The sequence below is a fragment of the Streptomyces sp. NEAU-174 genome (assembly GCF_052665095.1).
Genome location: NZ_JBQTCE010000026.1, coordinates 16114 through 34701 on the forward strand (window position 1 = coordinate 16114; position 18588 = coordinate 34701).

The 18588-nt window shown below is 71.6% G+C and carries 12 protein-coding genes and 4 pseudogenes; 11 read left to right on the plus strand and 5 right to left on the minus strand.

What is annotated here, in order from left to right; translation table 11 throughout:
* Positions 1-210 precede the first annotated feature (210 nt).
* The 5 genes and pseudogenes from ACT2CW_RS45255 (at position 211) to ACT2CW_RS45275 (ending at position 6029) form a co-directional block, all read left to right on the plus strand.
* Positions 211-1206: an N-acetylglucosamine kinase gene (locus ACT2CW_RS45255; RefSeq protein WP_445520771.1), complete on the plus strand. Its 996-nt coding sequence runs from the start codon at positions 211-213 to the stop codon at positions 1204-1206.
* An 8-nt stretch (positions 1207-1214) separates the two neighbouring features.
* Entirely contained in the window at positions 1215-2780 is a 1566-nt protein-coding gene (locus ACT2CW_RS45260) for a sodium:solute symporter (protein WP_445520772.1), read from the plus strand.
* Between the two features lie 138 nt (positions 2781-2918).
* On the plus strand, positions 2919-4088 hold the full coding sequence (locus ACT2CW_RS45265; RefSeq protein ID WP_445520773.1) for an anhydro-N-acetylmuramic acid kinase: 1170 nt from the start codon (positions 2919-2921) through the stop codon (positions 4086-4088).
* A 24-nt stretch (positions 4089-4112) separates the two neighbouring features.
* Positions 4113-4734 (plus strand): annotated as a pseudogene (locus ACT2CW_RS45270) (FAD-binding oxidoreductase); the annotation flags it as partial.
* A gap of 38 nt (positions 4735-4772) precedes the next feature.
* Positions 4773-6029, plus strand: coding sequence for an exo-beta-N-acetylmuramidase NamZ family protein (locus tag ACT2CW_RS45275; RefSeq protein WP_445520774.1), 1257 nt, complete (start codon positions 4773-4775; stop codon positions 6027-6029).
* Between the two features lie 70 nt (positions 6030-6099).
* On the opposite strand, the gene ACT2CW_RS45280 is transcribed toward ACT2CW_RS45275, so the two are convergent.
* Positions 6100-7689, minus strand: a complete 1590-nt coding sequence (locus ACT2CW_RS45280) for a PucR family transcriptional regulator (RefSeq protein ID WP_445520775.1) — start codon at positions 7687-7689, stop codon at positions 6100-6102.
* A gap of 303 nt (positions 7690-7992) precedes the next feature.
* Here ACT2CW_RS45280 and ACT2CW_RS45285 point away from each other — a divergent pair, with 303 nt between their 5' ends.
* Together ACT2CW_RS45285 and ACT2CW_RS45290 are read left to right on the plus strand one after the other, a co-directional pair.
* On the plus strand, positions 7993-9456 hold the full coding sequence (locus tag ACT2CW_RS45285) for a sodium:solute symporter (RefSeq protein ID WP_445520776.1): 1464 nt from the start codon (positions 7993-7995) through the stop codon (positions 9454-9456).
* Positions 9457-9555: 99 nt separating this feature from the next.
* The gene (locus ACT2CW_RS45290) at positions 9556-10347 is read left to right on the plus strand and encodes a class II aldolase/adducin family protein (protein WP_445520777.1); all 792 of its coding nucleotides are present in this window, start codon (positions 9556-9558) and stop codon (positions 10345-10347) included.
* A 56-nt stretch (positions 10348-10403) separates the two neighbouring features.
* Here ACT2CW_RS45290 and ACT2CW_RS45295 read toward each other — a convergent pair whose 3' ends face one another.
* Complete coding sequence (locus ACT2CW_RS45295; RefSeq protein ID WP_445520778.1) at positions 10404-12548, minus strand: amylo-alpha-1,6-glucosidase; 2145 nt, start codon at positions 12546-12548, stop codon at positions 10404-10406.
* Positions 12549-12681: 133 nt separating this feature from the next.
* On the opposite strand from ACT2CW_RS45295, the gene ACT2CW_RS45300 reads away from it, so the two are divergent.
* From ACT2CW_RS45300 to ACT2CW_RS45315, 4 genes are all read left to right on the plus strand, one after another.
* A complete protein-coding gene (locus ACT2CW_RS45300) occupies positions 12682-13746 on the plus strand; it encodes a LacI family DNA-binding transcriptional regulator (protein ID WP_445520779.1) in 1065 nt (354 codons plus the stop codon).
* A gap of 107 nt (positions 13747-13853) precedes the next feature.
* Positions 13854-15098, plus strand: coding sequence for a sugar ABC transporter substrate-binding protein (locus ACT2CW_RS45305; protein WP_445520780.1), 1245 nt, complete (start codon positions 13854-13856; stop codon positions 15096-15098).
* Positions 15099-15185: 87 nt separating this feature from the next.
* Positions 15186-16172 (plus strand): carbohydrate ABC transporter permease, encoded by a 987-nt coding sequence (locus ACT2CW_RS45310; RefSeq protein ID WP_445520781.1) that lies wholly within the window; start codon positions 15186-15188, stop codon positions 16170-16172.
* A complete protein-coding gene (locus tag ACT2CW_RS45315) occupies positions 16169-17101 on the plus strand; it encodes a carbohydrate ABC transporter permease (protein WP_445520782.1) in 933 nt (310 codons plus the stop codon). The genes ACT2CW_RS45310 and ACT2CW_RS45315 overlap by 4 nt, the downstream gene beginning before the upstream one ends.
* A 9-nt stretch (positions 17102-17110) precedes the next feature.
* Here ACT2CW_RS45315 and ACT2CW_RS45320 read toward each other — a convergent pair.
* The 3 pseudogenes from ACT2CW_RS45320 to ACT2CW_RS45330 form a co-directional block, all read right to left on the minus strand.
* A pseudogene (locus ACT2CW_RS45320) lies at positions 17111-17420 on the minus strand (NAD(P)H-dependent oxidoreductase); the annotation flags it as partial.
* Positions 17421-17626: 206 nt separating this feature from the next.
* Positions 17627-18045 (minus strand): annotated as a pseudogene (locus ACT2CW_RS45325) (LLM class flavin-dependent oxidoreductase); the annotation flags it as partial.
* Between the two features lie 130 nt (positions 18046-18175).
* A pseudogene (locus ACT2CW_RS45330) lies at positions 18176-18511 on the minus strand (ATP-binding cassette domain-containing protein); the annotation flags it as partial.
* Positions 18512-18588 lie beyond the last annotated feature (77 nt).

The following is an 18588-nucleotide window of genomic DNA, read 5'->3' on the forward strand; positions in this document are numbered from 1 at the left end:
CGCTCCCTCCTGAGTGGCTGGGCCACACGCTAACCGCGCCGCAAGGGGAAGGTCAAAAAGTTACGGAAAGAGTCTCGCGAGGTTAGTTATTGACATGCGGAGGGCGGCCTCCTGATACTCGCTGGACCGCGATCCGCGCCGGTCACCGATCAGCCACCTGGCCGGTGACCGCCCGATGCGGCGGATCCCCACCGACCGAAGGCATGCCGTATGACAGCAGCGATAGCGGTGGACCTGGGCAAGACCGGCTGCCGTGCCGTTGTACGGGCCGACGGTGCCGATCCCGCCCGTACCGTGCATGAGGTGCCCGGAACTCCTGGGCTCGCCGCCGAAAACGGAGTGGCGACGGCCCGTGCGGCCGTGCACGCCGCCGTCCTGCCGCTCCTGGAACGGGAGCCCTCGCTCCGGCCTGCCACGGTCTGCGTCGGTGCGGCGGGGGCGGCCGCCGCACCGGAGGCGGCCCGTGCCCTGGCCGTCCGGCTCCTGGAGGACCTGCCCGTGCCTGAGGTGGCCGTCACCAGCGACGCCGTCACCGCTCACGCGGGCGCCCTGGGCGGTCGCGTGGGCGTGGTGCTCGCGATCGGCACCGGTTCCGTCGCCGTCGGTATCGGGGACGACGGGTCGTACGCCCGGGCCGACGGCTGGGGTCCCTGGCTCGGCGACGAGGGGGGCGGCGCCTGGATCGGTGCCGCCGGATTGCGGGCCGCGCTGCGCGCTCACGACGGGCGCGGACCGGCCACCGCGTTGCTGGCCGCCGCCGTCGAGCGCTTCGGCGACCCCGACCGGCTGCCCTCGGCCGTCAGCCGGGACGGCAACCAGGCCCGCACCATCGCGTCCTTCGCCCCGGACGTGGCACGGGCGGCCGCCGAGGGTGACGCGACGGCATCCGCGATCGTCCGGGATGCCGCCGGAGCGCTCTCCGAGGCCGTACTCGCCGCCGCCCGCCGAATCGGCGGCGATGCCCACGTCGTCACCGTCACCGGCGGACTCACCGGCCTCGGCGAACCGCTCCTCGGTCCGCTGCGGTCGGCGCTCACCGGCTCCCCGCATCCCCTTGAGTGGCGGTCCCCGCTCGGGGACCCGCTGGACGGCGCGGGCCTGCTGGCGCTGGACGCGTCGGCACCGCACGAATCCCACGTCACCCGTGTAAGGCGGGCGGCGCCCAACGTCCCCACCCCGCCGTTGACATCGTCGGCCGCTGTTTAGGAGTGAGCGTGCGCCAACTCGACCTCGTCGTGGTCGTCATCTATCTGGTCGCCATCGCGGTGATCGGACTGCGGCTGGCCGGCCGGCAGAAGACGTCGAAGGACTATTTCGTCGGTGAGAGCCACGTGCCGTGGTGGACGGTCTCGTTCTCCGTGGTGGCCACCGAGACCAGCGTGCTCACGGTCATCAGTGTGCCCGGCGGCGCTTACAGCGGCCAGGCCTTCGGGAACGTCGAACTCGCCTTGGGCTACGTCATCGGCCGCGTCGTCGTGGCCATCGTGCTCATCCCCCTCTACAAGCGTGGCGGGTTCGTCAGCGCCTACCAGTACCTGCGTGACCGGTTCGGGCTCAAGATGCAGGGGCTCGCCTCGGTGACCTTCGTCTTCACGCGGCTCCTGGCCGAGGGGGTGAGGCTGTTCGCCTCCGCGCTCCCGATCAAGCTGCTGCTCGATGAGTTCGGACTGCACGTCGGCTACCGGGTCATCATCGTCGTCCTCACGCTGATCACCGTCGTCTACACCTACCTCGGCGGCATCAAGGCGGTCATCTGGACCGACGCCATTCAGATGGGTCTGTACCTGGGTGGCGCGATCCTCGCCATCGCGGTGCTGTCCAGCCACGTCGGTGGTGCCGGCTTCGCGGACGCCCTGCACTCCGGCAGGTTCCAGCTGTTCGACACCGACTTCGGCCTCGCCCACATCCTCACCAGCCCGTTCGCCCTGCCGACCGCGATCGTCGGCGGTGCCATCTTCGCGATGGCCAGCCACGGCTCCGACCAGCTGATCGTCCAGCGCATCCTGGCCACCCGGACCCTGCGCGACGGCCAGAAGGCCATGATCGCCTCCGGTGTCTTCGTCACCGTCCAGTTCGCCGCCTTCTCCCTGGTTGGCGCCCTGCTGTGGTCGTACAACCGGGGCCGCAGCTTCAAGGAGCTGGGCCTGGCCAGCTCCGACAACCTGTACCCGGACTTCATCCTCCACGGCCTGCCCGTAGTGGTCTCCGGGCTGATCGTGGCCGGAATCCTCGGCGCGGCGATGGGCTCGTTGTCCTCGGCGCTGAACTCGATGTCGAACTCGACGGTCGCCGACATCATCCACAGCTTCTTCCGCAGCGCGCCCTCCGAGGAGTTCCTGCTCAGGCTCGCCCGGGTGATGACCCTGGTGTGGGCAGTGCTGATGGCGGTGTTCGCCTGCGCCTTCAGCACCAGCACCGGCAACGTCTATCTCACGGGCCTGACCATCGCGGGCTACACCTACGGCGCGCTCCTCGGCGCGTTCCTCCTCGGACGGCTCGTCAGGCGCGCCAACGAGACCGACTCCATCGTGGCGTTCGTGGTGACGGTCGCGGTCATGACCTACATCGTGCGCGAGGTGAAGATCGACGTCACGGTGGCCGGGGCCACCGTGCCCACCGCGATCGCCGCCCAGTGGCTGGTCCCGATCGGCGTGGTGGTCACCCTGGTCGTCGGCGGCCTGATGAGCCTGTTCCACCGCGGCCCCGAGACCGCCGGGGCCGCTCAGAGCGCCGGTAAGTCCGGACCCGACCGTGCGGCGGCGGCCGTCGGCCCGGAGTGACGAAGCACGCACCCGGCCCGGTGCGGGGCCTCGCGGCCCCCGCCCCCCCCCGTACAGCGACAGCCCCTCGGGAGAAGAAGCCATGCAGCAACCGCAGCCGCCCGTGCCCGCGCGGCGGAACGTGGGACAGGAGGCGCCATGCGCGTGATCGGGCTGATGTCGGGCACCTCCTACGATGCCATCGAAGCAGCCGCCGCCGACCTCACCCTGGACGGCGACATTCTGCGCCTGCGGCCTCTCGGGCACCTCTCCCGGCCCTACCCCGGCGACCTGCGCGACCTGATCGCCGCCACCCTCCCGCCGGCGGCCACCACTGTCCAGGCCGTCTGCGCCCTGGACACCGGCATCGGCCAGGCCTTCGCCGCCGCCGCCCGACACGCTCTGCACGAACTCTGCGACGGCAGCGCCGACCTGGTGGTCTCGCACGGCCAGACCATGCACCACTGGGTGGAGGACGGCACCGTCCGCGGCACCCTCCAACTCGGTCAGCCGGCCTGGATCGCGGAAGCGACCGGCCTTCCCGTCGTCTCGGACCTGCGCAGCCGGGACGTCGCCGCCGGTGGCCAGGGCGCCCCACTGGTCGCCATGACCGACACACTGCTCCTGCGTGCCCTGCCCGGCACCCCCGCCGCACTCAACCTGGGCGGCATCGCCAACGTCACCGTCGTCGCACCCGGCACCGACCCCCTGGCCTTCGACACGGGGCCGGCGAACGCCCTTCTGGACGCCGCCGTACGGCACTTCACCGCGGGCGCCGCCGCGTACGACGAGGACGGCCGCGGGGCCGCCGCCGGCCGAACCGATCCCGACCTGCTCGCCTTCCTGCTGAACGACCCCTACTACCGCAGGCCCGCACCCAAGAGCACCGGCAAGGAACACCTCCACCTGCCCTACCTGCGAAGGGCCCTCGACGCCGTGGCCACGCCCCGGCCCGACGACGTCCTGGCCACCCTGACCCGGCTCACCGCCGTCACCGTCGCGGACGCCTGCCGCGGTCACGGCGTCACCGAACTCATCGTCTCCGGCGGCGGCGCCCGCAACCCGGAGCTGATGCGTACGATCACCGAGGAGCTGCCGGGCGTGCCGGTCCGCTCCAGCGACGCCTTGGGCCTGCCCTCCGACGCCAAGGAGGCCCTGGCCTTCGCCGTTCTCGGCTTCCTCACCGTCAACGGTCTGCCCGGTACGTTCCCCTCGGGCACCGGGGCCCGCCGCGCCACGCTCCTCGGCAGCATCACGCCCGGCCTGCTGCCGCTGCGCCCGTGCGAACCCGCCGCACAGCCGCCACACCTGCTGCGCATCACGCACTGACCCCCACTCCGGCATCGAGGACCCATGACCCCCTCCACCCCGACTGCCCCCGCGCCGCCTGCCCCGGAAGGGGACGCCCGCCTGGCCAGGCTTCTGGCCGCGTGCGTCAGCGACCCGTCCAGGGTGACGACCGATGTGCCGCGCAGGGCCGCGGTCGCCCACGACGCCTCGCCGTACCTGTGCACGCCGCGCGCCGTGGTGCGCGCCGCGTCGGCGGCCGAGGTGGGCGCCCCTGATGGCCGGGGCCGAAGCGGCCGGGCTGTCGCTCACCCTGCGCTCGGGCGGCACCAGCCTGGCCGGGCAGGCGAGCGGCGACGGCATCCTCGTGGACGTCCGCAGCCACTGGCGCGGCGCGGAGGTCCTCGACGAGGGTCGGCGCATCCGGCCGCAACCGGGCCTGACGCTGCGCCAGGCCAATGCGCGCCTCGCCCGTTACGGGCGCCGGCTCGGCCCCGACCCGGCCGGCGAGTCCGCCTGCACCATCGGCGGCCTGGTCGCCAACAACTCCAGCGGCATGAACTGCGGCACGCGGGACAACGCCTACCGCACCATGGAGTCCCTGCGGTTCGTGCTGCCGTCCGGGACCGTGATCGACACCGCGGCCCCCGCCGCCGACGAGGCACTGCGCGCCCGCGAGCCCGAACTCCTCGACGAAGCCACCGCCCGATCCACGGAGGTCACACCATGAACCTGTCCCGACGGAATCTGCTGGCCGCCGGCTCCGCCGCGGGGGCCCTGACGGTCACCGGCGCGGCCGCCGCCGCACCGGCCGCCGCGGCTCGGGGCAACGGCCACCGGCTGCGTACCGGCTTCGAACGCCTCGCCGAGGGCGGATACGCAGCGCTCCACGGCCAACGTGTCGGCATCGTCACCAACCCGACGGGCGTGACCCGCGACGTACGCCACATCGTCGACGTGATGCATGCGGACGACCGCGTGAACCTGGTCGCCGTCTTCGGACCCGAGCACGGTTTCCGCGGAACCGCGCAGGCGGGCGGATCGGAGGGCCGCTACGACGACCCGGCGACGGGCCTGCCGGTGTACGACACCTATCTCAAAAACGGCGGGCCGCTGGCCGACATCTTCACCGCCTCCGGCGTCGACACCGTGGTGTTCGACATCCAGGACGTGGGCGCGCGCTTCTACACGTACATCTGGACGCTCTACGACTGCATGGAGGCCGCACAGCTCGCGGGCAAGCGCGTCGTGGTCCTGGACCGGCCCAACCCGGTGACGGGACGCGGCGCGCTCGGCCCCGTGCTGCACAAGGAGTTCGCGTCTTTCGTCGGCCGCCAGCCCATCGCCCAGGCGCACGGCATGACGGTCGCGGAGCTGGCACGACTGTTCAACGGCGAGTTCCTGCGGACCCCGGTGCACCTCGAGACGGTGCCCATGACCGGATGGCGGCGCTCGGACTTCCACGACGTCTCCGGTCTGCCCTGGGTGCCTCCCAGCCCGAACATGCCGACACCCGACACCGCCCTCGTCTACTCCGGGACGTGCCTCTTCGAGGGCACCAACATGTCGGAGGGGCGCGGCACGGCCCGTCCCTTCGAACTGCTCGGGGCCGAGGGCATCGACGCCCGGTGGGCCGAGGCCGCCAACGCCCTCGACCTGCCGGGGGTGGAGTTCCGTGAGGCGTACTTCGCCCCCACGTTCTCGAAGTTCCAGGGGAAGACTGTGGGCGGCGTGCAGGTCCACGTCCACGACCGCGACGTGTACGACCCCGTACACACGGGAGTGGCGCTACTGGTGACCGCGAAGCGTGTGTGGAGCGACTTCGCCTGGCGGCCCGATCACAGCATCGACCGGCTGACGGGCAGCGCGCGGGTCCGCACGATGATCGACGCGGGCGCCGGGGCGGACGAGGTGGCGGCGGCCTGGGAGAGTGAGCTGGCGGTGTTCCGCGGCATCCGCCGCCACTACCTCCTCTACCGCTGACAGCCCGGCCGACCCGGTCCAGGACCTGGCTGGGCCCCCGATCAGGGCGCCGCACAGGCCTCGTCGCCGGTCAAGGGTGCGTGCGATGCTCGTCGGGCAACCAGTGCAGGGCGAACCAGAGTTCCATGCGGACGCCCGGGTCCTGAAGGTCGACGTCGAGCAGTTCGGCGACCCGAGCGAGGCGGTGGCGCACGGTGTTGCGGTGCACCCGCAGGGCCGCCGCGGCGCGGTCCCAGCTGCCGTGCAGGTTCAGCCAGGTCCGCAGGGTGTCCAGAAGGACCGTGGCGCCCGGTGAGCCGGCCTGGTCCAGCGGGGCGAAGCGGGTCCGGGCAAGCTCTTGGGCGTCGGCCGGCGCGACGATCGCATCGAGGCTGAGCGGGTCGGGGGAGTGCACGACGGCGGGGGCATCGGCGGCGATCGCGCGCTGTAGGGCGCGCTCGGCCTGGCGGTCGGCTGGTGGCAGGTCGGGGGCGGATACGGGCGCGCTGAAGCCGAGGACCCACCCCAGGTCGGCGGCCTGTGCGGGGGCGCTGGGCCGGGTGTCCGATGCGCTGGGGATCAGCGCCCTCAGACCGGGCCCGTCGATGTACAGGTACGGCGTGCCGAGGGCGGTGCCCAGCGTCGCGAGCTGGGCCGGATCGTCACCGGCCGGCGGTGCCGGTGTGGAGCGTCCGGGGATGTGCCGTCCGTGGACCACGATCCAGTGCTCGCCGCTCGGGGGGCCGGCGGCGGCCAGGGCGGGTGCCACCTGGGCGGGGGTGGCCCCGAGCATCAGCCGTACCAGCGCGCCGACGCTGTGGGTGTCGGTGCCCAGGGCGTGCCGCGGGCTGGTGAGCAGGGCCAGCAAGACGGTCGCCGTACTGGTCACGTGGCGGTGCACCAGAGTCGGGGCCGCGGTGGTGGCCTGGGCAAGGGCCAGCGGCGTGGTGCCGCCGTCGGCGCCGGGCAGGGTGTGGACGGTCAGGTGGATGCCTCCGTGGTGATCCGCTGCCGCCGCGGGAGGAGCTGGTCTGTGCGCCGTGTGACGTCGGCTGGTGCGGGCGAGGGTGCGCACGGCGAGGTCGCGCAGGCGCTGCGGTGCGGGAGCCGGGGGGCGCGGACCGGCGCCGAACAGCTCGTTGCCCTGGGCGTCGAAAAGCACCGCCCAGGCCCTGGTGTGGGCGCTGAGCTGGGTGAGCACGGCCTGGAGCGCATCCGGACGGGCGGCAGCGGAGGCGAGAGCCGACTGAGCCCTGGAGATGTCCCTCAGCTCACGGTTGCGGGCCTCGGCGATGGCGGCGTACGTGGCCTGCCCTACCGCCACGAACGGTGTGGCCGGCGGCAGCCGCAGGAGCGGCAGCCCGTGGCGGTCACAGGCCGCGGCGAGTTCGGGTGGAACCTCCTCGTGTACGGGGGCGACACCGAACCCGAGCGCGGCCACCCCGGCGGCGACGACGCGCCGCAGGTAGGTGTCGATACCGTCCGCGGAGCGCGAGAGGCGAACCCCCGCGGTCAGGAGGAGTTCGCCGCCGACGAGGTAGGGCGTGGGGTCCTCGACCTCCGTGGTGCCGACCGTGCTGATACGGCGGTCCTCGGCCGGTCCGGCGACCTGGCGCAGGCCCAGCTCCGGGTCGGCCAGCAACACGCTGAGGGGAACGGACGGCTGCTCGCTCTCGGTCATGAGGAGGCATCCTCCCAGCCCGGCGGCACTGCGCGGGAGTGCCGGTTTTATCCAACGGATGACTCCATATTGGATGGAACCCGCACTTCAGCAACAGGACGACCGGTGGCTACGGTCGTGTGACCAGCAGGGCACCACCCCCGGCCCTTGCCCATGTGCACATCCCCTTGCCTCGCTCTCTCTTCTCCTCGGCACCGCGCCGCCGGCCTCCCCACCCGGCGCGCGGCGGTCGCCTTCCCCTCGAACAGCCCCTTTGACGGCTTCGCGCGTCAGGCGCCGGCCGCAGCGAATCGGAGGACCCTGATGACCGTCGACTACCTCGTCATGGCCGGATACCTGCTGGGCATCGTCGGCGTGGGCTGGTGGGGCAAGAAACGCGCCGCTTCCAAGAGCGACTTCCTGGTCGCCGGAAGACGGCTGGGCCCCCTCATGTACACCGGCACGATGGCCGCCGTCGTCCTGGGCGGCGCCTCCACCATCGGCGGCGTACGCCTGGGCTACACCTACGGCGTCTCCGGCGCCGCCATGGTCTGCTCCATCGGACTCGGGCTGCTGGCCCTGAGCGTCTTCTTCTCCGCCCGGATCGCCCGGCTGCGGGTCTACACCGTCGCCGAGATGCTCTCCCTGCGCTACGGCGACGCCGCCGGTATCGTCTCCGGCATCGTCATGTGGATCTACACCCTCATGCTGGTCGTGACCTCCACCATCGCCTACGCCAGCGTCTTCGACGTCCTGTTCGACGTCCCGCGCTGGCTCGCGGTCGTCATCGGCGGCACGATCGTCGTCGGCTACTCGGCGCTCGGCGGCATGTGGTCCATCACGCTCACCGACATGGTCCAGTTCGTGGTCAAGAGCCTGGGCGTCCTCGTCCTGCTGCTGCCCATCGCGGTGGTCAAGGCCGGCGGATTCGCCGCCATGGCCGACCGTCTTCCGCACGGCTACCTCTCCCCGACCTCCATCGGCGGACAGGCCATCTTCACCTTCGTACTGATCTACACCTTCGGCATGCTCATCGGGCAGGACATCTGGCAGCGGGTCTTCACCGCCCGCAGCGACAAGGTCGCCGCCTGGGGCGGCACCGTCGCCGGTGTCTACTGTCTCGTCTACGCCCTGGCCGGAGCCTTCATCGGCATGGCCACCAAGGTGCTCTACCCCAACCTGGCCAGCGCCGACGAGGCATTCGCCACCATCGTCAAGCACGCCCTGCCCACCGGGATCAAGGGCCTGGTCCTGGCCGCCGCCCTGTCCGCGATGATGTCCACCGCCAGCGGCGCCCTGATCGCCTCCGCCACCGTCGCCACCAATGACATCTGGGCCCGGCTGCGTCACCGCGGCCGCCACGAGGCCTCCGTCAGCCCGGAGGACCAGGACGAGGTCGGCTCCAACCGCCTGGCCATCGCCATCCTCGGCGTGGCCTCCATGGTCATCGCCTGCCTCCTCGGGGACGTCATCGAGGCCCTCACCGTCGCCTACAACCTGCTCGTCGGCGGCCTGCTCGTACCCATCCTCGGCGGCCTGATCTGGCGGCGCGGAAATCTGCCCGGCGCCATGGCCTCGATGATCGCGGGCGGCGCCACAGTGATCACTTTCATGGTGGCCGACGGACTCCTCGCCAACGAACCCGTCTACTACGGCCTGCTGGCCAGCCTCGTCGGCTATGTGGCCGTCAGCCTCGCGACCAAGCCGACCGAAGAAGCCGTCGTCGCGGCATGGCGCCGCCGCCTGGCGGGCGAGCCCGCCGGCACCCCCGAATTCAGCGCGGTCTGATCACAACGACGGCGTCGGCAGCTCACTCACCGACCCGGACCCCGGGCAAACCGGCCCGGGGCCCCGCCGGCCCTCAGGCCCACGACAGAAGGATCCCTTATGACCGAAGTGACACTCCGCACCGATCACACCGCCCAGGCCACCTCCGACGAGGAACACCGCCTGCGCCGCGAACTCGCCGCCGTGTACCGCCTGGTGGCCCACTTCCGGATGACCGACCTGATCTTCACGCATATCTCCGTCCGGCTCCCCGGACCCGAACACCACTTCCTGATCAACCCCTACGGACTGCTCTTCGAGGAGATCACCGCATCGAACCTCGTCAAGATCGATCTCTCCGGCCACCCCGTCGAGGACACCCCCTACCCCGTGAACCCCGCCGGTTTCGTCATCCACAGCGCCATCCACGCCGCCCGCCCCGACGCCCACTGCGTCCTGCACACCCACACCAAGGCCGGCTGCGCGGTCGCCGCGCAGGAGGACGGCCTCCTCCCGCTCAACCAGATCTCCATGGAGTTCTACGGCAGGGTCGGCTACCACGACTACGAGGGCGTCGCCCTCAACCTCGCCGAACAGCGCCGCCTCGTCGCCGACCTCGCCGACCACCCCGCGCTGATCCTGCGCAACCACGGCCTGCTCACGGTCGGCGAAACCCCTGCCCAAGCCTTCCTGCGGATGTACTACCTGGACAAGGCATGCGAGATCCAGACCGCGGCCATGGCCGCCGGCACCGAGCTCATCACCCCCCACCCCGACGTCTGCGAACTCACCGCACGCCAACTGGCCGGCGAGGACGACAGCTCCGACCTCCAGGACGACAAGGCGTACGACCTCGCCTGGGCGGCACTGCTCCGGATGGTCGAGCGCATCGCCCCCGACTACAAGGACTGAAGCCCAGGGTTCACGCACAGCTCGTAGAGCTGCCGCCGAAGCACCGGGGCGCCGCGTCAGGCCGGGACCACCGTCAGCCCCTCCGGCGCCGTCACGTCCACCGCTCCGTCCGCCGCCAGCGTGATGTCCAGTGGGACCCCGCCGACCTGGAGCCCCGTCACCGTCAGCGGGGCGTACGCCGCGGCGAAGGCGGGGGCCACCGTGACCGTGCCGCCCGGGACGTCCGCGTCCAGGCCGAGGGCCGAACGCAGCACCAGGACCGAGGAAGCGGCCGCCCAGGCCTGGGGACGGCACGACGCGGGGTAGGGGGCGGGGTGCGGGCCCGCCGCGGCGCCGTGCCCTGCGAAGAGCTCGGGCAGGCGTCCGGCGAACCCCGCCGACGCCGTCAGCAGGCCCGCCGCCAGCGGCGCCGCGGCGTCCGGAAAACCGGCCCTGACCAGGCCGTGCACCGCGATCGCGGTGTCGTGCGGCCAGATGGAACCGATGTGGTAGCCGTACGGGTTGAAGCCCACCGAGTCGCTGCTCAAGGTGCGCAGACCGTGGCCCGAGTCGAGGCCGGGGCCGGTCAGCCGGGCCGCCAGCGCCGCGCTCTCCTCCTGGTTCAGCAAGCCCGTGCCCAGGAGATGGCCGAAGCCCGAGGTGACCGAGTCCACCGGCCGACTGTCGCGGTCGAGTGCGACCGCCGGGTACGGGCCCCGCGCGTCCTCCACCCAGAAGCGCTTCCGGAAGCGGGCGGCGAGCCCTTCCGCCCATTCCTCCCACGCGTCCGCACCCGGCCGCCCGAAGGCGCGCAGCAGCGCCGCCCCGCCCCGCGCCGCCTCGTACGCGTACGCCTGCACCTCGCACAGCGCGATCGGCGGGTCGGCGAGCCGGCCGTCGCGATGGCGGATGGCGTCGCCGGAGTCCTTCCAGCCCTGGTTGGCCAGGCCCCGTCCGGTCCGGTCGATGTACCTGAGGAAGCCGTCACCGGCCGCGGCCGCCTGGTCGCGCAGCCACGCGAGCGCCGACTCGGTGTGCGGCAGCAGCTGTTCCACCTGCTCGGGGGCCAGGCCCCAGCGCCAGGCGTCGTGCAGCAGGGTGATCCACAGCGGGGTCGCGTCGACCGTGCCGTAGTACACCGGCGGGACGGCGAAGGTGTCGGTGAAGTTCTGGGTGCCGCGCCGCACTTCGTGCAGGATCTTCCCCGGCTGCTCCTCCGTGGCGGGGTCGGCCACCGCCCCCTGGCGGCGGGCGAGGGTGCGCAGAGTACCGGCCGCGAGCTCGGTGCCGAGCGGCAGCAGCATGCGGGCGGCCCACAGCGCGTCACGGCCGAAGAGGGTCAGAAACCACGGGGCTCCGGCGGCGAGGAACTGATCAACGCCGCCCGTGTGCCCCTTCGCGGACCGGGGGTCCATCAGACGCAGGCGGTCCGCGTCGGCGACCGACTGGTCCAGCCACTGGTCGAAGCGCCGGTCCGCGCTGCGCAGGGCCGGGCCGCGCCAGGGTACGGCGTCCGCCGGGGCGGCCGGGAACTGGTCGCCGTCCGCGTACGCCGCCGTGCAGCGCAGCGCCACCGTCCATGAGGCGCCGGGGTCCAGTTCGACGTCGTACGACAGCCGGCCCTCCGGCGCCTCCAGGGTGTCCGGCGCGGGCTCGCTGACCAGGCGTACGGCGAAATCGTCGCGGGACCACACCAGATCGCCGCCCCCGGCGCCGTCCGCGCCGTCGGCCCGCGCCGGTACCGGGTCCAGGACGTGGCCCGACTTCACCCGCTCCATCGGGGCCAGATCCGTGCCGGCCGTGACCGTGAGCCGGAAGCCGACCCGCCGGGTGCCCGCGTTGGTGACCTCGACGCTCTCCTCCAACCGCCCGGAGGCGACGGTACGGCGGCGGTTCAGGGCGACCGCCGGGTCGGGCGTCACCTCGCCGAGCCCCCGCAGGATCGCCCGGAAGTCCGCCCGGTCGGCTCCCCTGAGCCCACCGCCGACCGGCGCCAGGGCGATGGACCCCACCGCGACGGTCAGATGGGACAGCGCCCTGCCGTCACCGTGGTAGAAGCCGTCCGCACCCCCGTCGAGCTGCCCATCCGCACGCGAGATCACAAAGCTCGGCGCGTACAGCGTGACGACCGCGTCGTGCAGGAACGGCTGTAGGTCCGCCGCCACCGAAGTGGGGGTCGAGACCGGTCCGTTGGTGTCCTGGGCCTTGACAGTGGTGTCCAAAGGAGTAGAACCTCTCAGCATTAGATCGATCCAAAGACACTAACGGCCTTATCAGAGCGCTGACAATGCCTTTGGAACGCTCAAATCAAGCTCGTAGGACCAGGCTTCAGACCCTCGTACGCCGGAGACCCGTATGCCCCGCTCCACCAGCAGTCCCTCGCCCAAGGGCAGCCCGGTGACCCTTGCCATGGTCGCCCGCCGGGCCGGTGTCTCCCCGCAGACCGTGTCCAACGCGATCAACTCGCCGGAGCTGCTGCGCCCCGAGACCCTGGAGCGGGTCCGCGGGGCGATCGACGAGATGGGCTACCGCCCGAGCCGTGCCGCGCAGAGCCTGCGCACCCGCTCCAGCAAGCTCATCGGCTACGGCATCCAGCCGACTCCGGGCGGTGACACGGCCCCGGTCATGGACCGCTTTCTGCACGCCCTGTCGCAGGCCGCCGACGAGGCCGGCTACCGGATTCTGCTCTTCGCCTGCCCGCCCGGCGGCCCGAGCCTGGAAGGGTACGAGGAACTGCTCGGCCGGCACGACGTCGACGGCTTCGTGCTCAGCAACACCGCACGCCAGGATCCGCGCCAGGCGTGGCTGGCCAAGCGGGGCGTACCGTTCGTCGGCTTCGGCCGGATGTGGTCGGGGCGGCAGATCGGTGATTGGGCCGACGTCGACGGCGCCTCGGGCACCGACGCCGCCGTGGAGCATCTGGTCGCCCTCGGGCACCGCAGGATCGCCTTCCTGGGCTGGCCGCGCGGCTCCGGCGTCGGTGACGACCGTGCCGAGGGCTGGCAGCGGGCCATGCGCCGGCACGGGCTCCCGACGCGCGGACGGCGCGCGGAGAGCGCGGGGGACGTCGAGGCGGCCCGGATCGCCGTGAAGCCCTTACTGGACGCGGGCGCCACGGCCGTGGTCGCGGCCAGCGACACGCTGGCGCTCGGCTGCTATCACGCGCTGCGCGAGCGGAACGCGACCCCGGGCCGGGACGTCGCCGTGATCGGCTTCGACGACTCGCCGATCGCCGGGATCCTCTCGCCCTCCCTGTCCACGGTCGCCCAGCCGCTGGAGGCGGTCGGAGGTGAGTGCGTGCGGCTGCTGCTGGCCCGGATGGCCAACCCGGCCGCGCCACCGGAGCGCGTCCTGCTGGAGCCGTCGCTCGTCGTCCGCGACAGCACCCCGGCGCCGGACTCCGACGCACCGGCGCCCTGACGACCGGGCCTTGACCGCGCCGGCGCCGTGAGGCGCCGCGCTCCCGACACCACCTCTCCTCCACCCCCCTCGAGCCGCACGTACCATCCCGAATCCACGGAGGAATCATGGCCCCCCGCACGGCCACCGCCGCCCTCGTCACCTGCGCGGCGCTCCTGGCCGCCACCGGCTGCTCGTCGAGCTTCGGCGGCGACAAGAAAACGCAGCAGGACACCGGCGCCGAACAGCACCTGAAGGTCCTGATAGCCACCTCGGGCGACGCCGAGACCAAGGCGGTCAAGGAGGCCGCGGCCGCGTACGAGAAGCGGTCCGGCAACAAGGTGACCGTCGAAGCCGCCAAGGACATGAACCAGCAGCTGGCCCAGTCCTTCGCCGGGCACCGGCCGCCGGACGTCTTCTACGTCAACTCCGACCAGTTCGCGAACTACGCCAAGGGCGGCTCCCTGTACCCGTACGGCGACAAGATCAAGGACGTGGACGACTTCGCCGAGCCGCTGCGCACCTCCTTCACCTACGACGGGAAGCTGGTGTGCCTGCCCAAGGACACCTCCACCCTCGCCCTCGCCATCAACACCGACCTGTGGAAGAAGGCCGGGCTGACCGAGAAGGACTACCCCACCTCCTGGGACGAGTTGAGGAAGGTCGCGGACAAGCTCACCGGCGACGGGGTCACCGGCCTGGTCACCAGCGACGAATACCAGCGACTCGGCGTCTTCATGAAGCAGGCGGGCGGATGGATCACCGACGCGAAGCAGACGAAGATGACCGCCGACAGCGCGAAGAACGCCGAGGGGCTGGGCTTCGTGCGGTCGCTGCTGCGGTCCGGCTCGATGAAGTACGCCAAGCAGGTCGACACCAGCTGGGGCGGCGAGGCCCTCGGCAAGGGCAAGGCCGCCATGACCATCGAGGGCAACTGGCTGACCGGCGGCATGAAGCTCGACTACCCCAAGGTGCCGTACAAGGTGGTCCCGCTGCCCGCGGGACCGGCCGGGAAGGCCACGCTGGCCTTCAGCAACTGCTGGGGCGTGGCCGCCGAGAGCGCCCACCGGTCGGCGGCCGTGGACCTGGTGAAGTACCTCAGCTCCGGTGAGCGGCAGCTGGAGTTCGCCGACCGATTCGGGGTGATGCCCTCGCGCACCAGCGCCCTCGCCGACTACGCGAAGCAGGAGCCGGACGCCAAGGCCTGGGTTGACGCAGGCGTCTACGCACAGGGCCCGGTGACCGTCGCCGGGTTCGACAAGGTGCTCAGCCAGTTCAACACCCAGCTCCAGTCGCTGCGCACCACGGACCCGAAGAAGATCCTCGCCGACCTCCAGCGCAACGGCGAACAGACCCTCGCGAAGGGCGACTGAGCCGCCATGCCCTTCCGCACCCCCCACCGCACGGCGCGCCACATCCCCCGTGGCGAAGGCGCCTAAGGCTGGCTGTTCGTCAGCCCCATGGTGCTGATCCTCGGCCTGTTCCTGGTGCTGCCGATCGTGATGGCCCTGTGGGTCAGCCTGCTGGACTGGGACGGGCAGTCCAACCCGTTCACCGGGCAGGCGAAGTTCGTGGGCCTGGACAACTACCGGGCGCTGCTCACCGAGGACGGCCTCGACCGCACCCTCTTCGCGACCTCGCTGCGCAACAACGTCTACTACGTGGCGCTGACCGTGCCGCTTCAGACCGGGCTCGCGCTGGTGCTCGCGCTGATCGTCAACCAGCGGCTGCTGCGCGCCCGGGGCGCCCTGCGCACCACGTTCTTCTTCCCGTCGGTCACCAGCTCGATCGCGGTCTCCACCGTCTTCCTCTTCCTCTTCCAGGGCAGTGGCGCCGTCAACACGCTGCTGTCCTGGATCGGGGTGAAGGGCCCGAACTGGTTCGCCGACTCGCGCGGGGTGCTCTCGGCGCTCCTCGGCGGCCTGGGGATCGTCGACCCCGGCCACCCCCCGGGTGTGCTGGCCGGCCACTCCTTCATGGGGCTTTCCTGGTACGAGTGGCTGTCCGGTCCGTCCGTCGCGATGTGCACGATCATTCTGCTGGCCGTGTGGACGACCTCCGGCACCTTCATGCTGATCTTCCTCGCGGCCCTCCAGGACATCCCGCGCGAGCTGGAGGAGGCGGCCGCCATCGAGGGCGTGAACCGCCGCCAGATGCTGCGCCACATCACGCTGCCCGCGCTGCGGCCGGTGCTCTTCCTCGTCCTCACCCTGGGGACGATCGCCACCTGGCAGGTCTTCGACCAGGTGTATGTGATGGGCCAGGGCGCCCCGGGCAACACGACGCTGACGCCGGCCTTCCTGTCGTACTCGACGGCCTTCGACGACGCCGACTTCGGGCAGGGCGCGGCCATCGCCTTCATCCTGCTCGCGCTGATCCTGTGCATGACCGCCCTCCAGCGCTGGGCGCTGCGGGAGCGCGGTCCCCGCCCCGGGAGGAACCGATGAACGCCCAGGCCACGGCCGCCCTCAAGACCAAGGCCAAGGCCAAGGCCTCCGCCCCGGCGCGGGGGCGTCCGGTGCTCGGCCGGTTCCCGCCGCCGCTGCGGGTGCTGGGGTACACGCTGGTGGTGGGTGCCGGGCTGGTGTACCTGCTGCCGTTCGTGCTCCAGTTGGTGACCGGGTTCAAGACCGACCCGGATGCGGCGGCGCATCCCCTCGGACTGCTGCCCACCACCCCGACGACCGCCGCCTACCAGCGGCTGTTCGGGCTGAGCCAGGCCGGGGACGGGGTGCCGTTCCTGCGCTGGCTGGGCAACTCGGCCTTGGTCGCGGTCCTGGTCACCGCCGGGCGGGTGCTGTTCGACTCGATGGCGGGGTACGCGCTGGCGCGGCTGCGCTTCCGGGGCCGCTCGTTGCTGTTCGGCTTCGTCGTCGGGGTGATGGCGGTGCCCGGGGTGGCGCTGCTGATCCCGAAGTTCCTGGTGCTGAACACCTTCGGGCTGTTCGACACCTACACCGGGATGATCCTTCCGCTGATGGTGGACGCGGCCGGGATCTTCATCATGAAGCAGTTCTTCGAGTCCATCCCCCGGGAGGTCGAGGAGGCCGCACGGGTGGACGGCGCCGGGGTGATCCGGACCTTCTGGTCGGTGGTGCTGCCGATGGCCCGGCCCGCGCTGATCACCCTGACGATCCTGTCGTTCCAGGGCTCGTGGAACGAGTTCACCCACTTCCTGGTGGCCACGCAGTCCGGCCAGTACGAGACGCTGACGACCGGGCTCGCGCGGTTCGTCTCGGGCGGGCTGGGCGGCGGTACGCAGTACCCGCTGAAGCTGGCCGCGGCCCTGCTGGCGACCCTGCCGGTGGCGGCGCTGTTCTTCTGCTTCCAGCGCCACTTCGTGCAGGGGGCGAACTCGGGGGCGGTCAAGGAATAGCGGCCGACATACGGTCTTACCGGTCAGGGCGTACTGCGGGAGTACGTCGAGCAGTGCTTTCAGCAGCCCCGAATAGGCGGCCCTTGTATACGGGAGTGCCGATCACTATGCCGTCCGCGCGCTCGAACCGGGCCGCGGTGTGAGCGATGGCCGGGTACCGGAAGTCGGCGGCGAGAAGTGCGTCGGCGGGAAGGGTGCGCACGTCGAGTACGGTCACGTCGTGGCCCTGGAGGCGGAGGCGGTCGTCGAGATGGCGCAGCAGTCGCGCCGTGCGGGAGGTGGCGGAGGGGCTTCCGGAGACGGACAGGATGGCGGTCATGGCGGGACCTTCCAGGAGGGTGGGTGAGGGCACGCCGTCGAAGGTGCCGGCGGAAAACCACCGCTCGATGGTGTCGGCGACCGTCTCCGGCGCACCGACGAACGGCGAACGCCGGAACTTCCCGACGGGCTCGGCCAGCGTCAGTTTCCCCGCCGTGGCGCGGGCGATGATTTTGGCGGCGCCGGTCCGGCCGCCCTTCTCGGCGAGTCGAGCCCGAAGTTCCGGGAGGCTCCCGTGTCGAAGCTGGTCACGACGTTCCAGCCGGCGCGGCCACCGCTGATGTGGTCGAGGGAGGCGAACCGCCGGGCCAGGTTGAAGGGGGAGTTGTACGTCGAACTCGCCGTGCCGACCAGTCCGACGTACCGGGTGTGGGTGGCGATCGCCGACAGCAGCGTCAGCGGCTCCAGCCGGTTGAAGTAGTGCGCCGGGTAGGTGGCGTTGATGAACTGGCTGTCGACGATGAACAGGGCGTCGAAGAGGGCGTGTTCGGCGGCCTGCGCCTGCCGGATGTAGTAGTTGATGACGATGCTCGCGTTCTTCGGGACGCGCGGGTCCTTCCACAGCCTGTGCTGGCCCGGCCGCCGACACCGTACGGGTGCAGCGCGAAGTGGAGCGTGCGGGACATGGGGGTTCCTCCCTGTGGTCGGATTCAGGCGTGCAGCAGTGCGCGAAGTGCCTCGCGTTCGGCCCGGTCGGCGGGCGCGGCGCGCAGCGTGGGCGCGGAGCTGACGAGCAGCCGGGGTCCTCGAGGATCCGCAGAGCCGGACGCGGGGGACGAACGCGCGGACGCGCGCCGCCGCCTCATCGAACGGGACGCCCCCGATCAGCAGCGGCTCGGCCAGGGAGGTCTCGATGGTGAGGTCCGGGTCGAGGCTGCACAGCGGATCCTGGAAGACGTACTGGACCACGCCGCGACGGCGCAGACCGCGCCATTGACGCTGATCGTAGGCGCTGACGTCCTCCCCGCCGATGACGACCGACCCCGCCGAGGCGCGTACCAGGCCGAGCACGGCCCGTGCGAGCGTCGACTTGCCCGATCCGGTCTCGCCGATGATGTCGAGGGTCTCGCCCGGGGCGACGGTCGGCGAGACCTATTGGTATCTCATTGTGCGGGATGTTTTTTGAGCGCAGTTGCCGCAGCTCAGAGCCTGCCGGGCAGGGCGGAGAC

Coding starts and splice junctions, on each gene's coding strand:
- ACT2CW_RS45255 (WP_445520771.1), top strand. CDS start 211: ATGACAGCAGCGATAGCGGTGGACCTGGGCAAGACCGGCTGCCGTGCC.
- ACT2CW_RS45265 (WP_445520773.1), top strand. CDS start 2,919: ATGCGCGTGATCGGGCTGATGTCGGGCACCTCCTACGATGCCATCGAA.
- ACT2CW_RS45275 (WP_445520774.1), top strand. CDS start 4,773: ATGAACCTGTCCCGACGGAATCTGCTGGCCGCCGGCTCCGCCGCGGGG.
- ACT2CW_RS45280 (WP_445520775.1), bottom strand. CDS start 7,689: ATGACCGAGAGCGAGCAGCCGTCCGTTCCCCTCAGCGTGTTGCTGGCC.
- ACT2CW_RS45285 (WP_445520776.1), top strand. CDS start 7,993: ATGACCGTCGACTACCTCGTCATGGCCGGATACCTGCTGGGCATCGTC.
- ACT2CW_RS45290 (WP_445520777.1), top strand. CDS start 9,556: ATGACCGAAGTGACACTCCGCACCGATCACACCGCCCAGGCCACCTCC.
- ACT2CW_RS45300 (WP_445520779.1), top strand. CDS start 12,682: ATGCCCCGCTCCACCAGCAGTCCCTCGCCCAAGGGCAGCCCGGTGACC.
- ACT2CW_RS45305 (WP_445520780.1), top strand. CDS start 13,854: ATGGCCCCCCGCACGGCCACCGCCGCCCTCGTCACCTGCGCGGCGCTC.
- ACT2CW_RS45310 (WP_445520781.1), top strand. CDS start 15,186: ATGGTGCTGATCCTCGGCCTGTTCCTGGTGCTGCCGATCGTGATGGCC.
- ACT2CW_RS45315 (WP_445520782.1), top strand. CDS start 16,169: ATGAACGCCCAGGCCACGGCCGCCCTCAAGACCAAGGCCAAGGCCAAG.